Origin of the sequence: Ralstonia flaminis (genome assembly GCF_958415495.1) — a bacterium.
Taxonomy (GTDB): Bacteria; Pseudomonadota; Gammaproteobacteria; order Burkholderiales; family Burkholderiaceae; genus Ralstonia; species Ralstonia flaminis.
The window spans coordinates 318,977-337,434 of sequence record NZ_CATZLL010000002.1 but is presented as its reverse complement, the minus strand read 5'-3'; the positions used below and the strand labels follow the sequence as shown (position 1 = coordinate 337,434).

19 protein-coding genes are annotated in these 18,458 nt (G+C 62.8%); 16 read left to right on the top strand and 3 right to left on the bottom strand.

The annotated features are described in order from the left end of the window. Positions 1-208: 208 nt before the first annotated feature. From R2N11_RS04150 to R2N11_RS04120, 7 genes are all read left to right on the top strand, one after another. Positions 209-2,839, top strand: coding sequence for an RHS repeat domain-containing protein (locus R2N11_RS04150; protein WP_316680247.1), 2,631 nt, complete (start codon positions 209-211; stop codon positions 2,837-2,839). Between the two features lie 2 nt (positions 2,840-2,841). Next, on the top strand, positions 2,842-3,153 hold the full coding sequence (locus tag R2N11_RS04145; RefSeq protein WP_316680246.1) for a hypothetical protein: 312 nt from the start codon (positions 2,842-2,844) through the stop codon (positions 3,151-3,153). Between the two features lie 401 nt (positions 3,154-3,554). Further along, positions 3,555-3,854, top strand: coding sequence for a hypothetical protein (locus tag R2N11_RS04140; protein WP_316680245.1), 300 nt, complete (start codon positions 3,555-3,557; stop codon positions 3,852-3,854). A gap of 39 nt (positions 3,855-3,893) precedes the next feature. Next, complete coding sequence (locus R2N11_RS04135) at positions 3,894-4,217, top strand: hypothetical protein (protein WP_316680244.1); 324 nt, start codon at positions 3,894-3,896, stop codon at positions 4,215-4,217. A gap of 10 nt (positions 4,218-4,227) precedes the next feature. Continuing rightward, entirely contained in the window at positions 4,228-4,434 is a 207-nt protein-coding gene (locus R2N11_RS04130; protein WP_316680243.1) for a hypothetical protein, read from the top strand. A gap of 4 nt (positions 4,435-4,438) precedes the next feature. Further along, positions 4,439-4,678, top strand: coding sequence for a hypothetical protein (locus tag R2N11_RS04125; RefSeq protein ID WP_316680242.1), 240 nt, complete (start codon positions 4,439-4,441; stop codon positions 4,676-4,678). 345 nt (positions 4,679-5,023) lie between these two features. Beyond that, positions 5,024-5,335, top strand: coding sequence for a hypothetical protein (locus tag R2N11_RS04120; protein ID WP_316680241.1), 312 nt, complete (start codon positions 5,024-5,026; stop codon positions 5,333-5,335). Between the two features lie 52 nt (positions 5,336-5,387). Here the strand turns inward: R2N11_RS04120 and R2N11_RS04115 are convergent, their stop codons facing one another. Beyond that, on the bottom strand, positions 5,388-5,966 hold the full coding sequence (locus R2N11_RS04115) for a J domain-containing protein (RefSeq protein WP_316680240.1): 579 nt from the start codon (positions 5,964-5,966) through the stop codon (positions 5,388-5,390). A gap of 230 nt (positions 5,967-6,196) precedes the next feature. On the opposite strand from R2N11_RS04115, the gene R2N11_RS04110 reads away from it, so the two are divergent. Continuing rightward, positions 6,197-7,501, top strand: coding sequence for an MFS transporter (locus tag R2N11_RS04110; RefSeq protein ID WP_316680239.1), 1,305 nt, complete (start codon positions 6,197-6,199; stop codon positions 7,499-7,501). 36 nt (positions 7,502-7,537) lie between these two features. Here R2N11_RS04110 and R2N11_RS04105 read toward each other — a convergent pair whose 3' ends face one another. Both R2N11_RS04105 and R2N11_RS04100 read right to left on the bottom strand, forming a co-directional pair. Continuing rightward, entirely contained in the window at positions 7,538-7,921 is a 384-nt protein-coding gene (locus R2N11_RS04105) for a cupredoxin domain-containing protein (RefSeq protein WP_199031160.1), read from the bottom strand. Between the two features lies 1 nt (position 7,922). Further along, the gene (locus R2N11_RS04100) at positions 7,923-8,894 is read right to left on the bottom strand and encodes a metallophosphoesterase family protein (RefSeq protein WP_316680238.1); all 972 of its coding nucleotides are present in this window, start codon (positions 8,892-8,894) and stop codon (positions 7,923-7,925) included. Between the two features lie 208 nt (positions 8,895-9,102). Here R2N11_RS04100 and R2N11_RS04095 point away from each other — a divergent pair, with 208 nt between their 5' ends. The 8 genes from R2N11_RS04095 to cheB all read left to right on the top strand — a co-directional run bounded on the left by R2N11_RS04095 (position 9,103) and on the right by cheB (position 18,455). Beyond that, positions 9,103-9,744 carry an RNA polymerase sigma factor gene (locus R2N11_RS04095; protein ID WP_316680237.1) on the top strand — a complete coding sequence of 214 codons (642 nt, stop codon included), beginning with the start codon at positions 9,103-9,105 and terminating at the stop codon, positions 9,742-9,744. Further along, positions 9,734-10,567: an anti-sigma factor family protein gene (locus tag R2N11_RS04090; RefSeq protein ID WP_199031157.1), complete on the top strand. Its 834-nt coding sequence runs from the start codon at positions 9,734-9,736 to the stop codon at positions 10,565-10,567. The genes R2N11_RS04095 and R2N11_RS04090 overlap by 11 nt, the downstream gene beginning before the upstream one ends. A gap of 249 nt (positions 10,568-10,816) precedes the next feature. Continuing rightward, positions 10,817-12,493 (top strand): methyl-accepting chemotaxis protein, encoded by a 1,677-nt coding sequence (locus R2N11_RS04085; RefSeq protein WP_199031156.1) that lies wholly within the window; start codon positions 10,817-10,819, stop codon positions 12,491-12,493. A gap of 36 nt (positions 12,494-12,529) precedes the next feature. Further along, entirely contained in the window at positions 12,530-13,006 is a 477-nt protein-coding gene (locus R2N11_RS04080) for a chemotaxis protein CheW (protein WP_199031155.1), read from the top strand. 5 nt (positions 13,007-13,011) lie between these two features. Next, on the top strand, positions 13,012-14,430 hold the full coding sequence (locus tag R2N11_RS04075; RefSeq protein WP_316680236.1) for a CheR family methyltransferase: 1,419 nt from the start codon (positions 13,012-13,014) through the stop codon (positions 14,428-14,430). Then, positions 14,411-15,115, top strand: a complete 705-nt coding sequence (locus R2N11_RS04070) for a chemotaxis protein CheW (protein WP_316680235.1) — start codon at positions 14,411-14,413, stop codon at positions 15,113-15,115. The genes R2N11_RS04075 and R2N11_RS04070 overlap by 20 nt, the downstream gene beginning before the upstream one ends. Next, the gene (locus R2N11_RS04065) at positions 15,112-17,451 is read left to right on the top strand and encodes a hybrid sensor histidine kinase/response regulator (protein ID WP_199031152.1); all 2,340 of its coding nucleotides are present in this window, start codon (positions 15,112-15,114) and stop codon (positions 17,449-17,451) included. Before R2N11_RS04070 ends, R2N11_RS04065 begins: the two co-directional genes overlap by 4 nt. After that, positions 17,448-18,455, top strand: a complete 1,008-nt coding sequence (gene cheB, locus R2N11_RS04060) for a chemotaxis response regulator protein-glutamate methylesterase (protein ID WP_316680234.1) — start codon at positions 17,448-17,450, stop codon at positions 18,453-18,455. Before R2N11_RS04065 ends, cheB begins: the two co-directional genes overlap by 4 nt. Positions 18,456-18,458: the final 3 nt, after the last annotated feature.

The window sequence follows — 18,458 nt, the reverse complement described above, 5'->3', positions numbered from 1 at the left end:
ATTGGACTTGTGTTGTCAACGGCGGGTTGTGGCAGTAGTCCCATTTGCTTGCCTTGTGCATGCGCCGCAGAGGTGGAGTCAACGCAGTGCTCGATAGCTTATGCGATAGAAATTTCCCTGAAAACAGGTGAAAGAAATTCTGACTTGTAAGCGGGCACGAGAGTCATGAGAGTCATGTCTCCAAGAAGATGACAACGCTGGGGATGGGATGGCGCAGCTCAAAGTACTTCGACAGGTTCGACGGCATCCGAAAAATGGGGGGCTTGGCCTTTTCCCAAAGCTAGCCTACGTGATATTTGCGGTTTTTGCCTTTGGCCTGAGCTCAGTTTCAAGCGCACAGTCGACGGGGATATGGTGGACAGCCGGTTATAGCAATTTCGATACTCCGGACGCCGCATGTGTTGACTATGCGGCGCACTACAACATGACGGTGTCCAAGGTCACCCAGGCTAGCCCGATTGCCTATGCGTGTTGGCGACCGACAGTGTTCGGTGATGACAACTTTGCGATGGCTAGTCGCGTTCCTGGTTGCGCTTTTGGTTACATTCTTCAGTCGGATGGCTCGTGCAAGCCCCCAGTTCCACCCCCGCCCGTACTAGCCTGTGCGGTTGGCCATCCAGTCATCCCCGGAACCGGCACCAAAATTCTTCTGGAAACCGACAATGGCGGCAGCGCGGACTTACCGCTGACGCGGTCTTATCGTTCCAACAGCGTCTTCGCATCAAATGGTGGAGTCGGCCGGTGGGTATTCAATTGGCAGCGCCAACTAGACACCAATTTCCTTGCGTATGTAGTGCCGCAGATTTCTGCATTGCGAAGCGATGGCTCGACGCTGGTCTTTCTGAAGACTGGGGCAAACTGGGTGGCGTCTGGTACGCAAGATACGTTACAGCCGCTGACAGATGCCAATGGCAAAGTGACCGGCTGGCAGTATGGCGTGACAAATACCGGTGAGGTTGAGAAATACGACGCAAACGGGAAACTGCTATCTGTCCGTGAGCGCAATGGCCGGACGACGACGCTCATCTACAACGCGAAGGCTCAACTTGCACAAGTCACTGCCCCCAGCGGCCGCAGCCTGACCTTCGCCTACGACACCCAAAACCGCGTATCCAGCATCACCGCACCCGACGGCGCCGTAACGATGTACGCCTACAATGCCAGCGGCATGCTGTCCTCCGTCGCCTGGCCGGACAACACGGTGCGGCAGTACGTGTACGAAGACACGCGTTTCCCCACCGCACTGACCGGCGTGATCGACGAAGCCGGCGTGCGGTATGCCACCTATGCCTATGACGATCAGGGCCGGGCAATCACCAGTGAGCTGACGGCGGGGGCGGATCGCTATCAGTTCCAGTACCAAGCGAATAACCAGACGATCGTCACCCAGCCGTCGGGCACGACCAGCACATACACCTTCCTCAAGCAAAACGGCGTGTTGTTGCCTACGGGGGTATCGGCGCCTTGTCCGACGTGTGGCAGCACAGCGCAAAGCACCAGCTACGACGCCAACAACAACCCGACAAGCAAGACGGGCTATGACGGCTCCACGACGACGTATGTCTACGATGCCCTCGGCCGCGAGACGCAGCGCGTAGTCGGAGCCGGGACTGCGGATGCGAAGACCACCACCACGGAATGGGATTCGCAGCAATGGTTGGTCACGCGTGTTGCTGCGCCGAATCAGATTGACACGTTTTCCTATGATGCGAATGGGAATTTGCTGTCGCATACCGTGACGCCGACTGGTGATGCGAACGGTAGCCAAGCCTTTGCCGCGGCAGCATCCGGATCCATCAAGCGTACCGACTGGACGTACGACGATAGCGGCCACGTCTTGACGGCAACGGAGCGTACAGATGGGGCAATTACCGGCACTTGGACGCTCGCCTATGACGGTCAAGGTAATCTGCAGACACTGACCAATCCGGACGGGAAAACCGGGCGCATTACCCTCTACGACGCAGCAGGTCGTGTGTTGGAGGCGGTCGATGTGAATGGTATTGCCATCAAGTTTGGCTACAACGCACGTGGGTGGGTGACTGACTACGATTATGGTGAGCAGCACGTCCGCTACGAGTACGACGCCATCGGCCTGCGCACTGCGATGGTAGGGCCCCAGACTCTAGTGATGCGTTATGTCTACGATGCAGCGCATCGGCTAACCCAGATTCTGGACAACGTCCCGGCTCCTCAAGGCGATACAGGGACCCAAACGGCGGCGAGTCCAACTGGTACGTTCACGATCGATGAGACTGTCGTGCAGTCGTTTCGCGAGATGGTCATGCGTGGCTGGTACGCGGTGCTTGATTGGATGAAGCAGCAACTCGCCGGACTGATAGCTTCAGCGCATGCGCAGGTGATACCCGCCCCCGGAGCTGGAGGAGCGCTGGCGTTGCCGCCGATTCCCAACGTTTCATTGCCAACGACGGGGCTTCGTTATCCGGAGGATGCACTTGATTCGGGTGCGGCGGCGGTAATGTCGAAGGTTCGTCCACCCGGCATGACTCGGCTTGAGGAGCGGCACTACGATAGAACGTGCTCGAAAAGCGCGGATCCCTGTACTGCCCTGAAGGACGCGGCGCAGACAGCTATCAAGGAAGCGAAAGTCAAAATGAATAACATGCTTAACGATAAGGTGTTGTATAAGAATGCGTACGACACTCCAAATCCAGCGGTAACGGGGACTAATACGACATGGATAGGGCACGTTAAGGATCTAGACGGCCGCATAGCAAACATATGGGCCATGATTTATCTCGGTAGAAAAATGGGTTGTGATATGTCGATAGAAACGGCTGCTGCTACAACGTTGCTGACTCCTGGAGCTCCTTTGTAATCATGAAAATTTATATCGATTTCAGTATATTTGATTCTCCGGTTAGTGCATATGGAAATGCGACTGGAGATATTGAGGTTAAGAGTCTTCCGAACGTTGGGGAGGTGGTGGATTTGTTCGAAGGTCGAAAGTTTTTCGAGTTGGAGGGGTTTTCAGGGAGGTTGAAGGTGATCTCGGTGGATAAAGTAGAGAGTTCTGGTAAAGCAATATTTGCTCTCGAAGATGTTGTTGTGGCGTCAAGATCGGTGGCAGAAAAGCTGGCGGGGAAGCTAGAGACGGAGCTCGGCCTGTTCTGTATAGATTACGACCAATAGCGGCCCAAGAATTGGCAAAGAAACGGGAAGTTGAGCTTGGCTTGTTTTGCGTAGGTTACGAAAAAAAAGGCTGCGTCGCCAGCATCACTGCACCTGATGGCGCCACCACCAAGTACGCTTATGACGCAAGCAGCATACTGTTCACCGTTACTTGTTGCCTACGGGAGTATTGGCGCCTTGCATAGGAAGTAAAGTGGAAGAGCCGTATCTCGCTCTCTATGTAAGAGATGACGCCTTGTGTTTCGCTAAAAAATTTCCGACAGAAGGTATCTTCGAAGAGGATTCGGTCTTGATGAAAACGTTCGAGGCCGACAGTTGGGAGGAGGCCAACCAGGTCTTCTATGACTACTTGGGCTACGGCAAGTACCACCCAATGGAGTAGGTTGGACAAAGGACTGCTGATGATTGATGACGCGATCGCAGAGAGTTGCGTTTCGGAAATGGCAAAACTCTCTCCTTTCGGAAAAGAGGTCATCTCCTATGAAATACAGGACGACTTCCAATTTGTTCTTCTTTCTGTAGTGACAGATGGGGTGAGTGATGTGTCGCCTCTGGACAGAAAGAGAATTGCAGCCCTGGTGGACGGTATCGTCCCGAAGAGGAATGGGGAGTATTCCTGGATGGTGAATTTCACTTTGAAGGGACAGATCTTTGACAGCTATTTTGGTGGCGATTTGATGTCGCCTGATTCCGGCTTGTAAGGCTGGAGCTCGCGCTCCGCGCGTTCTGTGCTAACCAGGATGCTTGATGCCCGTGCGATTCAAATCGAGAAACAGCTACGTCTTGCATTCCCATCCAATCCTGTGCCGACTGAGCATCGACGTGAGGATGTCCGTGTTCTCTGGAACGAGATCGCGGACACATTGCGAGTGCCGGCGAGTAAGCTGCGCCCAAGCGATCGGTTCGGAACCGACATAGGGGCTTACTTCATAACGAGCGAAGAACTGGACGTGCTGGGCGATCTTGCAGCCCGGCGTGCAACGCAGCGGGATATGAAAATCGACATCACCGCACTTGCCACGGTGGACGACTACGTCAAGGCTTTCGCTGCAAGGAATGCATAGAGGCAGCGGTATGAAGACCTACGAGGTATGGCAGATTGTTGACCCTGCTGGCGGCTCGCAAATCACTCTCCTGGAGAAGGGGCAGTTTGAAACACGGCAGCCTCTGTACGAGGGCAAGGCTGCATTGCTGACTTCGTTCGAAGCGGACTCGTACGATGAAGCCGCGCAGAAACGCAACGACTACTTTGGGTGGGGCAAGTACCACCCAATGCGTTAACGACATGACCATGAGATACGCCGACGGACAGGAAGTCAGGGTTGGTGACCACGTTGGTCTTGGCGCGGATGACGGTGGCGTCGTTGTGTGTTCGATCGAGGACGGCGCGTACAGCAACGAACACACAGCCGAGCAATGGAGCTACCTCAAGACGGGATTCATGGTCGAGTTCCCCACCTACGGACTGATCCACTATGAAGTGGCCGAGGATGACTTGCGACTGATCGCACGTGCGAGTAGATGAGGCTTCGTATTTGCACAAGTTCTTTCGCTTCAACATCTTGATCGAGTGGCACTAAAGCGCGGTCGTCGCACTTTAGGAATTCGGCGATGTTCACGTCCCAAGATGCTCAATAGAATCCACCTGCCTTCGCCCCAACGAAGGTCCGGGTTTAGCAGCCCTGGTCGGGACAATGAACGCCAACGCTCATTGTGTACACTCACGCCCGTCTTCAAAGGCGGGCCGGGTGAGGAGACCGCAAGGTCTACTGGGTCCTGACACCAGTCTGCTAACCTCGCCGCGGGCCCGCCACCCTCGTTTAGCAGCGCGGAAAGCGAGCCCATGATCGATGTGTCGTCAGGAGACGTCATGGCTGTTCCTCAAAGCGGGCTTCGCCCCGCGTCGTTCCCATCTCCTCCCCCATCTGTCCCCACGCTATACCAATCTGGCGCGCTACGCGCGCAGCGGTTTCTGCGGATCACGCAGCGCTCGTTGCATCGGCATCGCATGTTCCAGCCTGCGTTGTTGCGTGAAACGCTGGACTACGTGCTGGGCGCACGCCCATTGGAATATCGCGCGGGGTTTCTCGATGCCATTGGCGCGTATGTGCTGCTCGCGCTGGAGGGGTGCCAGTTGAACCCAGATACATGGGATGCACTGGCCGCAGTTGAGCGCCGCTAGGCTCAGCCGCAAACGACAACGCCCTGAGCGGGTCAGGGCGTCTCAAATATAGTTATTGCCGCAGGCCAAACAACCCCTGCCAGAACGATTCGAACGCGCTGGGTTGATGCTGCGGCTGTGTCGCTTCAGGCGTCGAGGCAACCTCGGTGTCAGGTACCTCCGCAGTAACCACACTCGCCCGCCGCGCTTCCTGCAACGCCCACACGCTATCCGCAATGCGCGCCGCCAGCTCCGCCTCGCAGTCCCTGCCAAGCAGCACGCCAAAGAGCACGTCCCGACTGTGGTCGTCGTCAGCAAAGCGCATCGCAACGGCGACCATCTTCTCGTAGTGCTCCTGCGCAATGCGCTCACGCTCGCGTTGCGCTTCTCGCTCCTGTGCCTCCTGTGCATCGCGCTCGGTCTGCCAGCGTTGCATCTCTTGCGCGAACACCTCGTCGTAGACGCGGCGCTGTTCTGCATCGGAGAGGATCGCGTAGGCCTCGCGGATTTCCTGGAACGCCGCGTAGGCCTCGGCTTCACGGCCGGGGTTACGGTCGGGGTGCCACTTCATCGCGGCACGGCGATAGGCCTGCTTGATGTCATCCAGGGTGGCGTCCGACTGCACGCCGAGGGTCGCGTAGATGGTCGTCATGGGCGCATGGGCTGGATAGGGCGGCTGCCGGGGAGCGGCCATCCTAGCATGGGGTCGATTGCGCTTTGAGGTCGATTCTTCGTTGGCGCCCGTTGACCCGGTGCGGTCACACGGCGCATGCTTTTAGCCAGTTGTCGCCCTGGGGGGGCGCTGCCGTGGCAACGAAGTTCTCCGCCCAATCAAAAGCCGTCGCCAACCGCTGGCGCGCTTTTCGGTCCGCACACGTTTCCGTGGGTTTGGAAGGGCATGATGCCAAGCGCCGCGATCAGACCCTGCTGTATTTCGGTTGCCTCACCCTCTTCATCACGCTGGCCACGCCGGCCGGCTACCTGGTCGACATCCAGACCGCGTACCTGCTCAAGAACCAGTTGCATGCAACGGCAACGCAGATCTCGACCTTCCGCCTGCTGACGGGGATCCCGGTGTACCTCGCGTTTGCGTTTGGCCTGGCGCGCGATCAATGGAGTCCGCTGGGATTGCGCGATCGCGGCTTCTTTCTGATTTTCGCGCCGGCCACGGCGCTGGCGTTGATCGGCATGGCGTTCTCGGGGCTCTCGTACCCGGCGCTGGTGGTCTGGATGCTGCTGGCCATGCTGTCTTCCCGATTTGTCGCCGCGGCCTATCAGGGGTTGATCGCGTTGGTGGGCCAGGAGAAGCGCATGTCCGGACGGCTGAGCGCGCTGTTGAATGTGGTGAGCACGGTTCCGGTTGTTGCCGGGGCATTTGCCTCCGGCGTCATCTCTGATCATCTGGCCCCGAAAGCGGCCTTCTTGCTGGCGGCGGCGTTCACGCTATCGATTGCTGTGTTGGGTCTCTGGCGGCCCGCGTCTGTCTTTGGCGATGCCTATGAGAAGCCGCAAGCCAGGGGCACGGATTTCGTGGGCAATGTCCGGCGGCTGGTGAGGCATCGAGCGGTCTATCCGGCTGTGCTCATCTGCTTCCTGTGGAACTTTGCGCCGGGCGCGGCCACGCCGCTGCAGTTCTATCTGACCAACACGTTGCATGCGTCGGATTCGGTCTACTCGTACTACAACGGCATCTTCGCCGCCGCGTTCATCCCGACCTTTCTGCTGTATGGCTTTCTGTGCAAGAAGGTCTCGCTGAATCGGCTACTGTGGTGGGGAACGATCGTCGCCGTGCCGCAGATGATTCCGCTGGCCTTCATTCACTCGGCCGATCTCGCGCTGGTCCTGGCGGCACCGATCGGGTTGATGGGCGGTGTTGCCACGGCCGCGTATCTCGACCTTGCGATGCGGTCCTGTCCGCCGGGTTTGCAAGGCACGCTGATGATGCTGGTGGACGGTGTGTTTGCGCTGTCGGCGCGTGCAGGCGATCTGCTCGGCTCGCGCATCTACAGCAGCAGCCCTACGCTCGGATTCACGTACTGCGTGATTGCGACCACCGTGGTGTACGCGCTGATTCTGCCTTTGATTCCGCTGGCGCCGAAAGGGTTGGTTGCCACTAAGGATGGTGAACCTAATCCGGAGATCGAGGCTGGCCTCGCCATCGATCAATCATCCAAGAAAACACCCTGAGTAGTCAGGGCGTTCTCTGGTTTGGGTAGCTTTGCTTCAGGTGACGGTCAACGTCCCATTCATCGTCTCATGCCCCGTGCCGCAGAAGATGTCGCACAGAAAATCAAACGTGCCGGTCTTGTCGGGTGTGAGCGCAAGGCGCACCGTCTGCCCCGGCACCACATCCGCCCGCAGGTTGAAATCCGGAATCGAAAAGCCCATCAGGATGTCCTGCCCGGTCAACTCGAACACCACGGGTACGCCGCGCTTGAGCGTGATCTTGTCGGGTGTGAAGGTGAACTTGCGCGCGTGCACGCGGATCACCTGCGGGCCTTCGCCATGCGCAACGCAGGCGAGTGCGGCACCGGCGGCGAGTACGGTGAACTGACGCAGCGCCAGGCGCCGCCTGGGGTTGTGCGAAGTCTGGATAGTAGGGCGCATGTCAGGTGGTCTCCGGGGTCTTGGTGGTGGCGTTGGCCTCGCTGCTGGCCTGGATGGGCTGTTCGGCCAGTGCCCAGGTGGCGGCATCCTGCTTGCCGTGCTCGGTAATGCTGCGCCAGCCCAGGCCGCGATACGGCGCGGCGGCATCCCACGGGACCGGGTTGCGCTTGGCCTGCGAGCCCGGCGCCGGTGGCGCTGGCAGCGGGAACATCAGCGAGCGCGCGGAATGGTGCGCAATGTGCCCCGTCATGTGGTGGTGTTCCTGGTGGATGTGGCCGTAGAAGACGGTCACGTTCGGGTGTGGCAAGAGCAGGTCGATCACCTGCTGACCGTCGCGCGTGGCCCAGTCCCATTGCGGGTACAGATCAAACAGCGGCCGGTGCGTGAAGACGACGACGGGCGTGTGTTCCGGCACCGAGCGGATGTCTGCTGCCAGCCAGGCAAGCTGTGCTTCGCCCACGCGTGCGGCTGGGTCCGACACATTGTCGATGGCAATGAAGTGCACGCCCTTGTGGTCGAACGCGTAATGTGTGCGGCCGAACAGTTCGATGTAGGCGGCGCCGTTGTCGAGCGAGGCATCGTGTTCGCCCGGCATGTAGTGCACCACCGGCACCTTGATCTGGGCGGCGATGTCGCGGAATTCCTGCAGGCGCTTGCGGCGCTCGTCGGGGTCGTCACTGATGTGGGTGAGGTCTCCCGTAAAAATGACAAAGTCCGGCGCGGGCGACAGCGCATTCACGGCGGCAATCGCCTTGGGCAGCGTGCCGCGTGCATCGGGGTTGGGCGCGCCCTTGAAGCCCCAGTGGGTGTCGGATAGCTGCACGAAGTAGAAGTCTTCCTGCGCGGCGCCAGCCTTGCCTGCGGCGCGCGCGGTTGCGGCCATTGCCTGCCAGCCGGGCAGGCCGGAGGCATACACCAGACCGCCGACCGCGGCCAGTTGCAGAAACTGGCGTCGTCCGGGTTGTTTGCTCATGGGGTGTCCCCTGCGTTGGGTTGCTGATTCGGTCGTTGATCCAGCGCAACGGAGAAGGATGAAGCGGGGTGGAGCGCCGGTCCTGCCTGTCATACCGGCCGGCGTGGGTGCGTATTCCACGAAACGCGCGTTTTCAACGAAATTTCTTTCGGCGGGAATAAACTGGATCGCACCCCGGTATACGAAAGTCAATCGTTATCAGGCCGCCATGTCCGACCTGTCAGACCCCACGCTCGATCTGCCCACCGACGCCCAGCGCTTTGCCCAGGCGGTGCTGCCGCATGTCGATGCGGCCTACAACCTGGCGCGCTGGCTCTCGGGCGATGCGCAGGACGCCGATGACATCGTCCAGGAAGCCTGCCTGCGCGCGTTCCGGCTGTTTGGCGGGTTTCGAGGCGGCGATGGGCGTCCGTGGCTGCTGGCAATCGTGCGCAACACGTGGTTTTCGGAATGCGCGCGCCGCAAGCAGGCACCCGCCCAGCCGTGGAATGACGAAGCCACCGCCAGTCAGGCCCAGGCTGATGACGATGGCGCCAGCTACGGTGTGGACCCAGCCGCGCTGCTCGCCCGTATCGACGACGTACGCCGGGTGCATGCCGCGCTGGCGCAATTGCCGGTGCCGTATCGCGAGGTGCTCGTGCTGCGCGAGCTGGAAGACCTGCCGTATCGCGACATTGCCGCCGTGGTCGATGCGCCCATCGGCACGGTCATGTCGCGGTTGGCGCGTGCACGGCAGCAGCTTGCGCGCCTGTTGACCGAAGACACCGCGCCGCCACGCACCAATGTCACGCCGATCCGTGCATCGGGCGGCGCGGGAAACAGTACCAAGGAGGCCCGCCATGACCTGTGACGACATCCGCGCTTTGCTGGCCGCGCGCGCCGATGGCGAACTCGGTGCGGCCGATAGCCTGCGCATGGAAGCGCATCTGGGCACTTGCGCGGCGTGTACGGACATTGCGACGCGCCACGACGCTGTGGTGCGCGCGCTGCGCCAGGGGCTGCGTGCGCCCGCGCTGTACATGAAGGCGCCCGTGGGTTTGAGCGAGCGCGTGATGCACGCTGTACAGGTTGAAGCGCAGGCCAAAACCGGCGTACGGCATGAAGCGCCGGTGGCGCGTGCCCGTGCACCGCGCCGGGGCGGGTCTGCCTGGCAGCGCTTGGCCGGATGGCTCATCACGCCAACCCGGGGCCTGGGCCTGGCGGCGGGCACTCTGGCGGCCGTGGCGCTGGGTGTGGGGGTGCTGGTTGGCCGGCCCGACACGGTGGCACTGACCGCACACGACATCACCGCCAGCCACGTGCGGGCGCTGCTGGGCGCACGTGAGACCGATGTGCTGTCGTCGGATCGCCACACAGTCAAGCCGTGGTTCAACGGCCGTATCGATTACGCGCCGCCGGTCACAGACCTCGCCACGCGCGGCTTCCCGCTCATCGGCGGGCGGCTGGATTACGTCGACGGCCGCCCGGTAGCGGTGCTGGTGTACCGCTCTGCGCAGCATCCGGTCGATCTGTACGTGCGTCCCGAGGGCGGCGCCGACACCGAGCCCGCCCTGCGCACAGAACGCGGTTACCAACTGATGGTCTGGCGCAGCGCCGGCATGGGCTACTGGGCCATCACCGATGCCTCTGCAGACGTGGTGCAAGCGTTTGCGCGTGCCGTGCGCGGTGGTTGAAACCGGCGTTTCTTTTGCGCGTTTGCCCGGCACAACGCGCGCTCATGGTGTGCGCTTTCGTCGCACCGTGCCGAATGACTGGAATGTCGCTCATCGCTGTCCGGGCAAGGACTTACCCGTATTTGCGCCCAATTGCAAAGGTTTCGGTTCCGGTGGCCGATACGTTCCTTTACCATTCAACACAGTTTTGTGAGGTGTGCTCCGCGAGCCGCTTCCATGTCTTCCCGTATCTGTTTCATAGGTTTCAACATGGTTTCTGCGACGCCCCGCATCAGCAACGCAACCCTGGCAAGCATGCTTCGCGGCGGCCGGTTCTCACTCGGCAACCGCATCGTCTTCAGCTTTGGTGTGCTGTTCGTGTTGATGGTCATCATGGCAGCGGTGTCGTATGACCGCCTGCGCGTCATTGACGAAGAAGCCCTGAGCCTGGAGCGTGACTCTGTGCCGGGGCTGTATTTGTCCACCTCGCTGCGTGCGGCCACGCGCAACAGCCACGCGACGCTTGAGCGTGCCCTGTTTGTGGATGCTGATACCGCCACCACCAATCGTGATCTGGAGCGTGCTGCGCAGATCGCACGTGATCTCGACCAGCATTCGGCCGCCTACGAGGGCACCATCTACCGCGAAGACGATCGTCAGCGTTTCCGGGCCTACCGCACGGCGGTCGACAAATACCTGGTGATGTTTAACGAGGCGATGCAGTTGGCACGTACGTCCAAGCCGGCTGCGCAGGCAGTCGTACTGCGTTCCACTGCGGCCTGGGAAGAGGCGACCGGCCTCGTCGACAAGCTCGTTGCCGATAACCGTACCGTGGCCGATGAGTCGGCGCGGCAGATCCGCACCTCCGTACAAGGTACCGAGGTGACGCTGGCCGTGGCGCTGGGCTTGGTGTTGCTGGCGGCGCTGGTGCTCGGCTACATCCTGCACAAGGCGATTACCGTGCCGATGGCGCGGCTGGTGCAGGTGCACGACAACATGCGCACTGGCAACCTGTCTGGTCGGCTGGATCTGCACCGCAGCGATGAATTCGGCACGCTGGAAGCGGGTTTCAACCGCATGGCCGAAGAGCTGGCGAGCCTGGTGTCGCAGGCGCAGAAATCTTCCTTGCAGGTGACGACCTCGGTGGCCGAGATTGCCGCCACCTCTAAAGAGCAGCAGGCCACCGCTGCTGAGACGGCCGCCACCACCACCGAGATCGGTGCGACCTCGCGCGAGATCTTCGCCACCTCGCGCGACTTGCTGCGCACGATGAACGAGGTGTCCAGCGTGGCCGAGCAGTCCGCCACGCTGGCCGGCGCCAGCCAGAGCGGCCTCACCCGCATGGAAGACACCATGCGCGGCGTGATGGAGGCGGCGGGCTCGGTCAACGCCAAGCTGGCGATCCTCAACGAGAAGGCGACCAACATCAACCAGGTGGTGTCGACCATCACCAAGGTGGCGGACCAGACCAACCTGCTGTCGCTCAATGCGGCCATCGAGGCCGAAAAGGCCGGCGAGTACGGCCGCGGCTTTGCGGTGGTTGCCACCGAAATCCGTCGCCTGGCGGACCAGACGGCCGTGGCCACCTACGACATCGAGCAGACCGTGAAAGAGATCCAGTCTGCGGTGTCGGCCGGTGTGATGGGCATGGACAAATTCTCGGAAGAAGTGCGGCGCGGCATGCGCGACGTGCAGCAGGTCGGCACGCAGCTCTCGCAGATCATTACCGAGGTGCAGACGCTGGCGCCGCGCTTCCAGATGGTGAACGAAGGCATGCAGACGCAGGCGACCGGCGCCGAGCAGATCACGCAGGCGCTGTCGCAATTGTCCGAAGCCGCACAGCAGACGGCGGAATCGCTGCGCCAGTCGTCGCAGGCGATTGATGACCTGACGCTGGTGGCCAACCAGCTTCGTACCGGCGTGTCGCGTTTCAAGATCGACGCCTGACGCCTGCCGGAGTTTTTTGCTGTAGCGAGAATCGCCATGCTTTACCTCTTGTTTGAACTCGATGGCGACCGCTATGCGCTCGATGTGGCGCAGATTGCCGAAGTGCTGCCGCTGGCCGCACCCAAGGCGATTCCGGGTGCGCCCGCATGGGTGGCCGGGGTGATCGAGCGGCATGGCACGCCGGTGCCGGTGCTTGACGTGCCGCAGCTTGCACTTGGGCGCCCGGCGCGGCCGCTGCGCTCCACTCGCCTGGTGCTGGTGCACTACGAAGCAGACTCGCGTGGCGAAGATGCACCGCTGCTCGGCTTGATCGTCGAACACGCTACCCACACGCGCCGCATTGATGCGGCGCATTTTGCCGACAGCGGCATCGCCACGCCCAACGCGCGCTGGCTTGGGCCCGTCGCCAGCCTGGAAGATGGCCTCGTGCAGCGTGTCGATGCGCAAGCGATGCTCGATGCGCAGGCACGTGCGCTGCTGTTTCCGGCCGCCGCCGTCGGACAACCGGCCTGATCGTTATGGTGGCCGTTGACCCTCGATTTGAAGCCTGGCTCTCGCACGAGACCGGCATTGACGCGCCATCGCTCGGCACGAACACGCTGGAGCGCGTGGTGCTGGACCGCGCGCGTGCCATGCTGGCCGCCCGCGGCATGCCAAGCACGGTGGATGCCGCAGCGCTCGACGCCTACTGGCTGCGCCTGAACACCTCGCCGGAAGAGCGGCAGGCGTTGATCGAAGCGCTGGTGGTGCCTGAAACCTGGTTCTTCCGAGACCGCGAAGCCTTTGTCACACTCGCCCGTCTGGCTGGTGAGAAGCTCGTGCGTGAGCCGATGCGCGTGCTGCGCATCCTGAGCGCGCCATGCTCGACCGGTGAGGAGCCCTATTCGGCCGCGATGGCGCTGCTCGATGCGGGCATCGACCCCGCGCGCTTTACCATCGACGCGATCGACATCAGTGCGCGCGCACTTGATGTGGCCAAGCGCTCGGTCTACGGGCGCAACGCTTTTCGCGGCCATCCGCTCACGTTCCGCGAGCGGCACTTCACCGAGGCGGAAGGCGGCTGGCAGTTGAATGAAACCGTGCGTGGGCTGGTGCGCTTTGCGCAGGCCAATCTTTCTGATGCGCCGGCCGATGACACGCGCTACGACTTCATCTTCTGCCGCAACGTGCTGATCTACTTCCACCGGGATGCGCAGGACCAAGCCATCCGCTGGCTCGATTCGCAGTTGGCGGACGACGGCATGATCTTCGTCGGCCCGGCGGAGACCGGCCTGATGATGCGCCATGCGATGAGTTCTGCGCGCATTCCGCTGGCGTTTGCTTTCCAGCGCACGCCTGCGGGGGAGACGAGTGCGCGGACACCACTACCGTTCCGCTTGCCGCTGCCACCCGAGAAGCCCGCTGCGGTGCCGGTGGGTTTGCCCGGCATTACGCTGCCGACTGTGCCCGTGCGCCCGGTTGCGGCGCGCGTGCCTGCCGCCAAGCCGGCTCCCGCGTTTTCGGCACGGCCCGCGACCTTGGCCGTACCGGCCATCCCTGTTCTGGACGCCCTGCTGCCCGAGCCGCCCACCTTGGCGGAAGCACGCCGACTGGCCGACGCCGGCCGCTTTGACGAGGCCGAGCACGTGGCGCTGGAGATCGCCAACCTGCGGGCGCCCGAAGCCGATACGTTCTACCTGCTCGGCCTGATTGCCGATGCACGCGGCCGCCACACCGATGCGGGCGATTTCTACCGCAAGGCGCTGTACCTGGAACCGGCGCACTACGAAGCCCTGACCCACCTGGCCGCGTTGCTGGACGTGGCCGGTGACACGGTCGGCGCACGCCAGCTCATGCTGCGCGCGGAGCGGGCCTTGGCGCGCCAGGGCAGGGCACCGTCCGCACCATCCGACACACCGGAGTACACACGAGGAACGCATGGCGCACGCCGTCCATGATCACGCGGGCGTGACCACGCTCGTTGACGACTGCTGGAACCGCATCGGCACCCGCGGCGATCAGTCCTGTCCGCACCTGCCGGCACATACGCGCTGTCTGAACTGCCCCGTCTTTGAACAAGGTGCTGCAGCACTGCTCGACCGCGCGCTGAGCCAGGACGATCTGGAAGCCGCCGCGCGCGCCCACCGCAACGCCGAACCGCTCGGTGCGTACGACCACGCCGATGCACAGCTGGCGGTGCTCGTCTTCCGCATTGCCGACGAATGGCTGGCGCTGCCCGCGACCGCACTGCGGCAGATCGACACGCCGCGCGCCATCCATTCGCTGCCGCATCGGCGCAATCGGGTGGTGCTGGGTCTGGTCAACATTCGCGGCGCGTTGACGGTGGCGGTGTCACTGGGCGAGCTGCTGGGCCTGGACCTCTCGGGCAGCGGCAAACATGGGAGCCGAAATGGCTATGCGCGCCTGCTAGTGGCCGCGCACCAGGATGCGCCGGCTGTCTTCCCGGTGGATGAAGTGGAGGGTGTGCTGCGCTTTCCGGCGTCTGCCTTGCTGCCGGTGCCGTCCACCTTGATCGCCGCCGCCACGGCGCACGCACGGGGCGTGCTGGCTTGGCGCGAGACCACGATCGGCGTGCTCGATGCTGACCGCCTGTTTGATTCGATTGCCCGGAGCCTGCGATGAGCGTGGATGACGATCTGGGCCGCCAATCGCTGCTCGCGCTGTTCCACGAAGAGGCGCAAACGCAGACGCGCGTGCTGTCCACCGGCTTGTTGACGCTGGAGCGTACACCCACCGACGCCGCCGCGCTGGAAGCCTGCATGCGTGCGGCGCACTCGCTCAAGGGCGCCGCGCGCATCGTCGGCCTGCAGGATGGCGTGGACGTCGCGCACCGCATGGAGGAATGGTTCGTGGCTGCGCAGCGCGGCACACTGGTGCTGACCGCCGCGCATATCGATGTGCTGCTGCGCGGGACGGATCTGCTGCTGCGTGTTGGCCAGCCCGCCACCGCAGGGCAGGTGCCGCGCGCGGAGATCGACGCTGTGCTCGCCGCGTTCTCTGCCGCCGACGGTGTCGCCGCCGTGCCTGTTGCTACAACGTTTGCGGACCCCGAACAAGCCGCCGAAGACGCAACGCTGAAGGCCGCGATGGCCTTGCTGAATGCCGAGGTGGAGGCCCTGTCTGTGCCGGCGCCGCAAACCGAATCACAGTCCGAGCCCATGGCAGAGGTGCCGCATCGCGCCCCGATCGGCACCGCGCGCGATCCGCACCGCATGCTGCGCGTACGCGCCGACAACCTGGACCGGCTGCTGAGCCTGTCCGGTGAATCGCTGGTGGAATCCCGCTGGCTCAAGCCGTTCGGTGAGTCGATGCTGCGTGTCAAGCGCAGCCACCGCTCAGCCACGCTGGCACTCGATACGCTCTACGAAACCCTGGTCGAGCGGCTAGACCCCCATGCTGATGCCGACATGCACGCCGCGCTCAACGACGTGCGCCAGATGCTCGGCCACATGCAACAGACGCTGGGTGAGCACATCGACGATCTCGACCGCTTTGACCGCCGCAGCACCCACCTTGCGCAGCAACTCTACGACGAAGCTCTGCAATGCCGCATGCGCCCGTTTGGCGATGCCACGCACGCCTATCCGCGTGTGGTGCGTGATCTGGCGCGTTCGCTGGCCAAGCGCGTGCGCTTTGCCATCGTGGGCGAAGCCACTCAGGTCGATCGCGACATTCTCGACATGCTCGATGCCCCACTGGGTCATCTGCTGCGCAACGCCATTGACCATGGTGTAGAGCCACCGGAAGCCCGCGAGGCACAGGGCAAGTCCGCCGAGGCCAGTATCACGCTGGAGGCGCGCCACAGCGCCGGCAAGCTGCTGATTACCGTGGCCGACGACGGTGCGGGCATCGACCTGGAAGCCGTGCGCGCAGCGGTGGTGCGGCGCGGCCTGTCGGATGCTGATACCGCCAGCCGCCTGTCGGACCATGAACTGCTCGACTTCCTGCTGCTGCCGGGTTTCTCGATGCGCGAGCAGGTGACGGACTTGTCCGGCCGTGGGGTCGGGCTCGATGCTGTGCACGAGATGGTCAAGGCCGTGCGCGGTACGGTGCGCATCCAGACCGAGCCTGGCCGCGGCACGCGCTTCATGCTGCAGTTGCCGCTTACGCTGTCGGTCATCCGCAGCCTGTTGGTGGACGTGGGCGGCGAGGCGTATGCGTTTCCGCTGGCGTACGTACGGCGCACGCTGGAGCTGGCCCGCACCGAGATCGATATGCTCGAAGGGCAGCAGCATTTCCGCTTCGACGGCCGCCCGGTGGGCCTGGTGATGGCGCACCAGTTGCTTGGCACGCAGCCGCAGGGTGAGGCGCGCGACAGCGTGCCGGTGGTCGTCATTGGCGAGGGCGCAGAAACCTATGGCATTGCTGTCGACCGTTTCCTGGGCGAGCGCATGCTGGTCGTGCAACCGCTGGATACACGGCTCGGCAAGGTGCGCGACATCGCCGCCGGGGCGCTGATGGAGAACGGCGATGCGGTGCTGATTGTCGATGTGGATGACCTGCTGCGCTCGGTCGACAAGCTTGTGCGCGGCGGCCAGTTAGAGAAAGTGCAGCGCGGGCAGGGCGTGGCCGTGCAGCAACGCAAGCATGTGCTGGTGGTGGATGATTCGCTCACGGTGCGCGAGCTGGAGCGCAAGCTGCTGGAGAAGCGCGGCTACGTCGTCACCGTGGCCGTGGACGGCATGGACGGCTGGAATGCCTTGCGTGGCGCCCAGTTCGACCTCGTCGTTACCGACATCGACATGCCGCGCATGGATGGCATCGAGCTGGTCACGCTCATCAAGCGCGATGCCGTGCTCAAGTCATTGCCGGTGATGGTCGTGTCCTACAAGGATCGGGAGGAGGATCGCCGCCGTGGGCTGGAAGCCGGTGCCGATTACTACCTCGCCAAGGGCAGTTTCCACGATGAAGCACTGCTCGACGCAGTGCGAGACCTGATTGGAGAGGCGCGGACATGAACATCGGCATCGTCAACGATATGCCGCTGGCGGTGGAAGCCATGCGCCGTACGATTGCGCGCAGGCCCGAGCACCGTGTGCTGTGGGTGGCGACCGATGGCGCGCAAGCGGTGGACTTTTGCGCCGCGCAGCCGCCCGACGTGGTGCTGATGGACCTGATCATGCCGCGCTTTGACGGTGTGGAGGCCACCCGCCGCATCATGGCATCGAGCCATCCGTGCGCGATCCTGGTGGTCACCAGCAGCGTGGGCGCCAACGCGTGGCGCGTGTACGAGGCGATGGGCGCGGGGGCGCTCGATGCTGTCGATACACCCACGCTGACCAGTGGCACCGATGCCGAAGGCAACCACCCGCTGCTGACCAAGATCGACCAGATCGGCCGCCTGCTGGAAAAGCCCGCCATGCCCAAGCCACTCGCCATTGCACCCGTGCGCGGCGGAGCAGCGCCATTGGTGGCGATCGGTGCATCTGCGGGCGGCCCGACCGCGCTGGCGGCTGTGCTGGGCAAGCTGCCGGCGGAGTTTCCGGCCAGCATTGCCGTGGTTCAGCATGTGGACCAGGCATTTGCCGCGGGCATGGCCGAATGGCTGGATGGCCAGACCGCGTTGAACGTGCGGGTGGCCGTAGAGGGGGATCGCCCGCGCGCTGGCGAGGTGCTGCTGGCCGCCACCAACGACCACATTCACGCGCTGCGGGGCGGCACCTTCGGCTACACACGCGAGCCTGCCAGCACGCCGTACCGGCCGTCGGTGGATGTGTTCTTTCACAGCCTGGTCGAACACTGGCAAGGCATAGCCATTGGCGTGTTGCTCACGGGCATGGGGCGCGATGGCGCCATCGGCCTGAAGGCCATGCGTGCCAAGGGCTATCACACCATCGCACAGGACGAGGCGTCCAGCGCGGTGTACGGCATGCCCAAGGCAGCGGCGGCGCTGGACGCAGCGCGCGCCATCCTGCCGCTCGGCCGCATTGCCGATGAACTCATGGTGCTTGTGCGCAAATGAAAG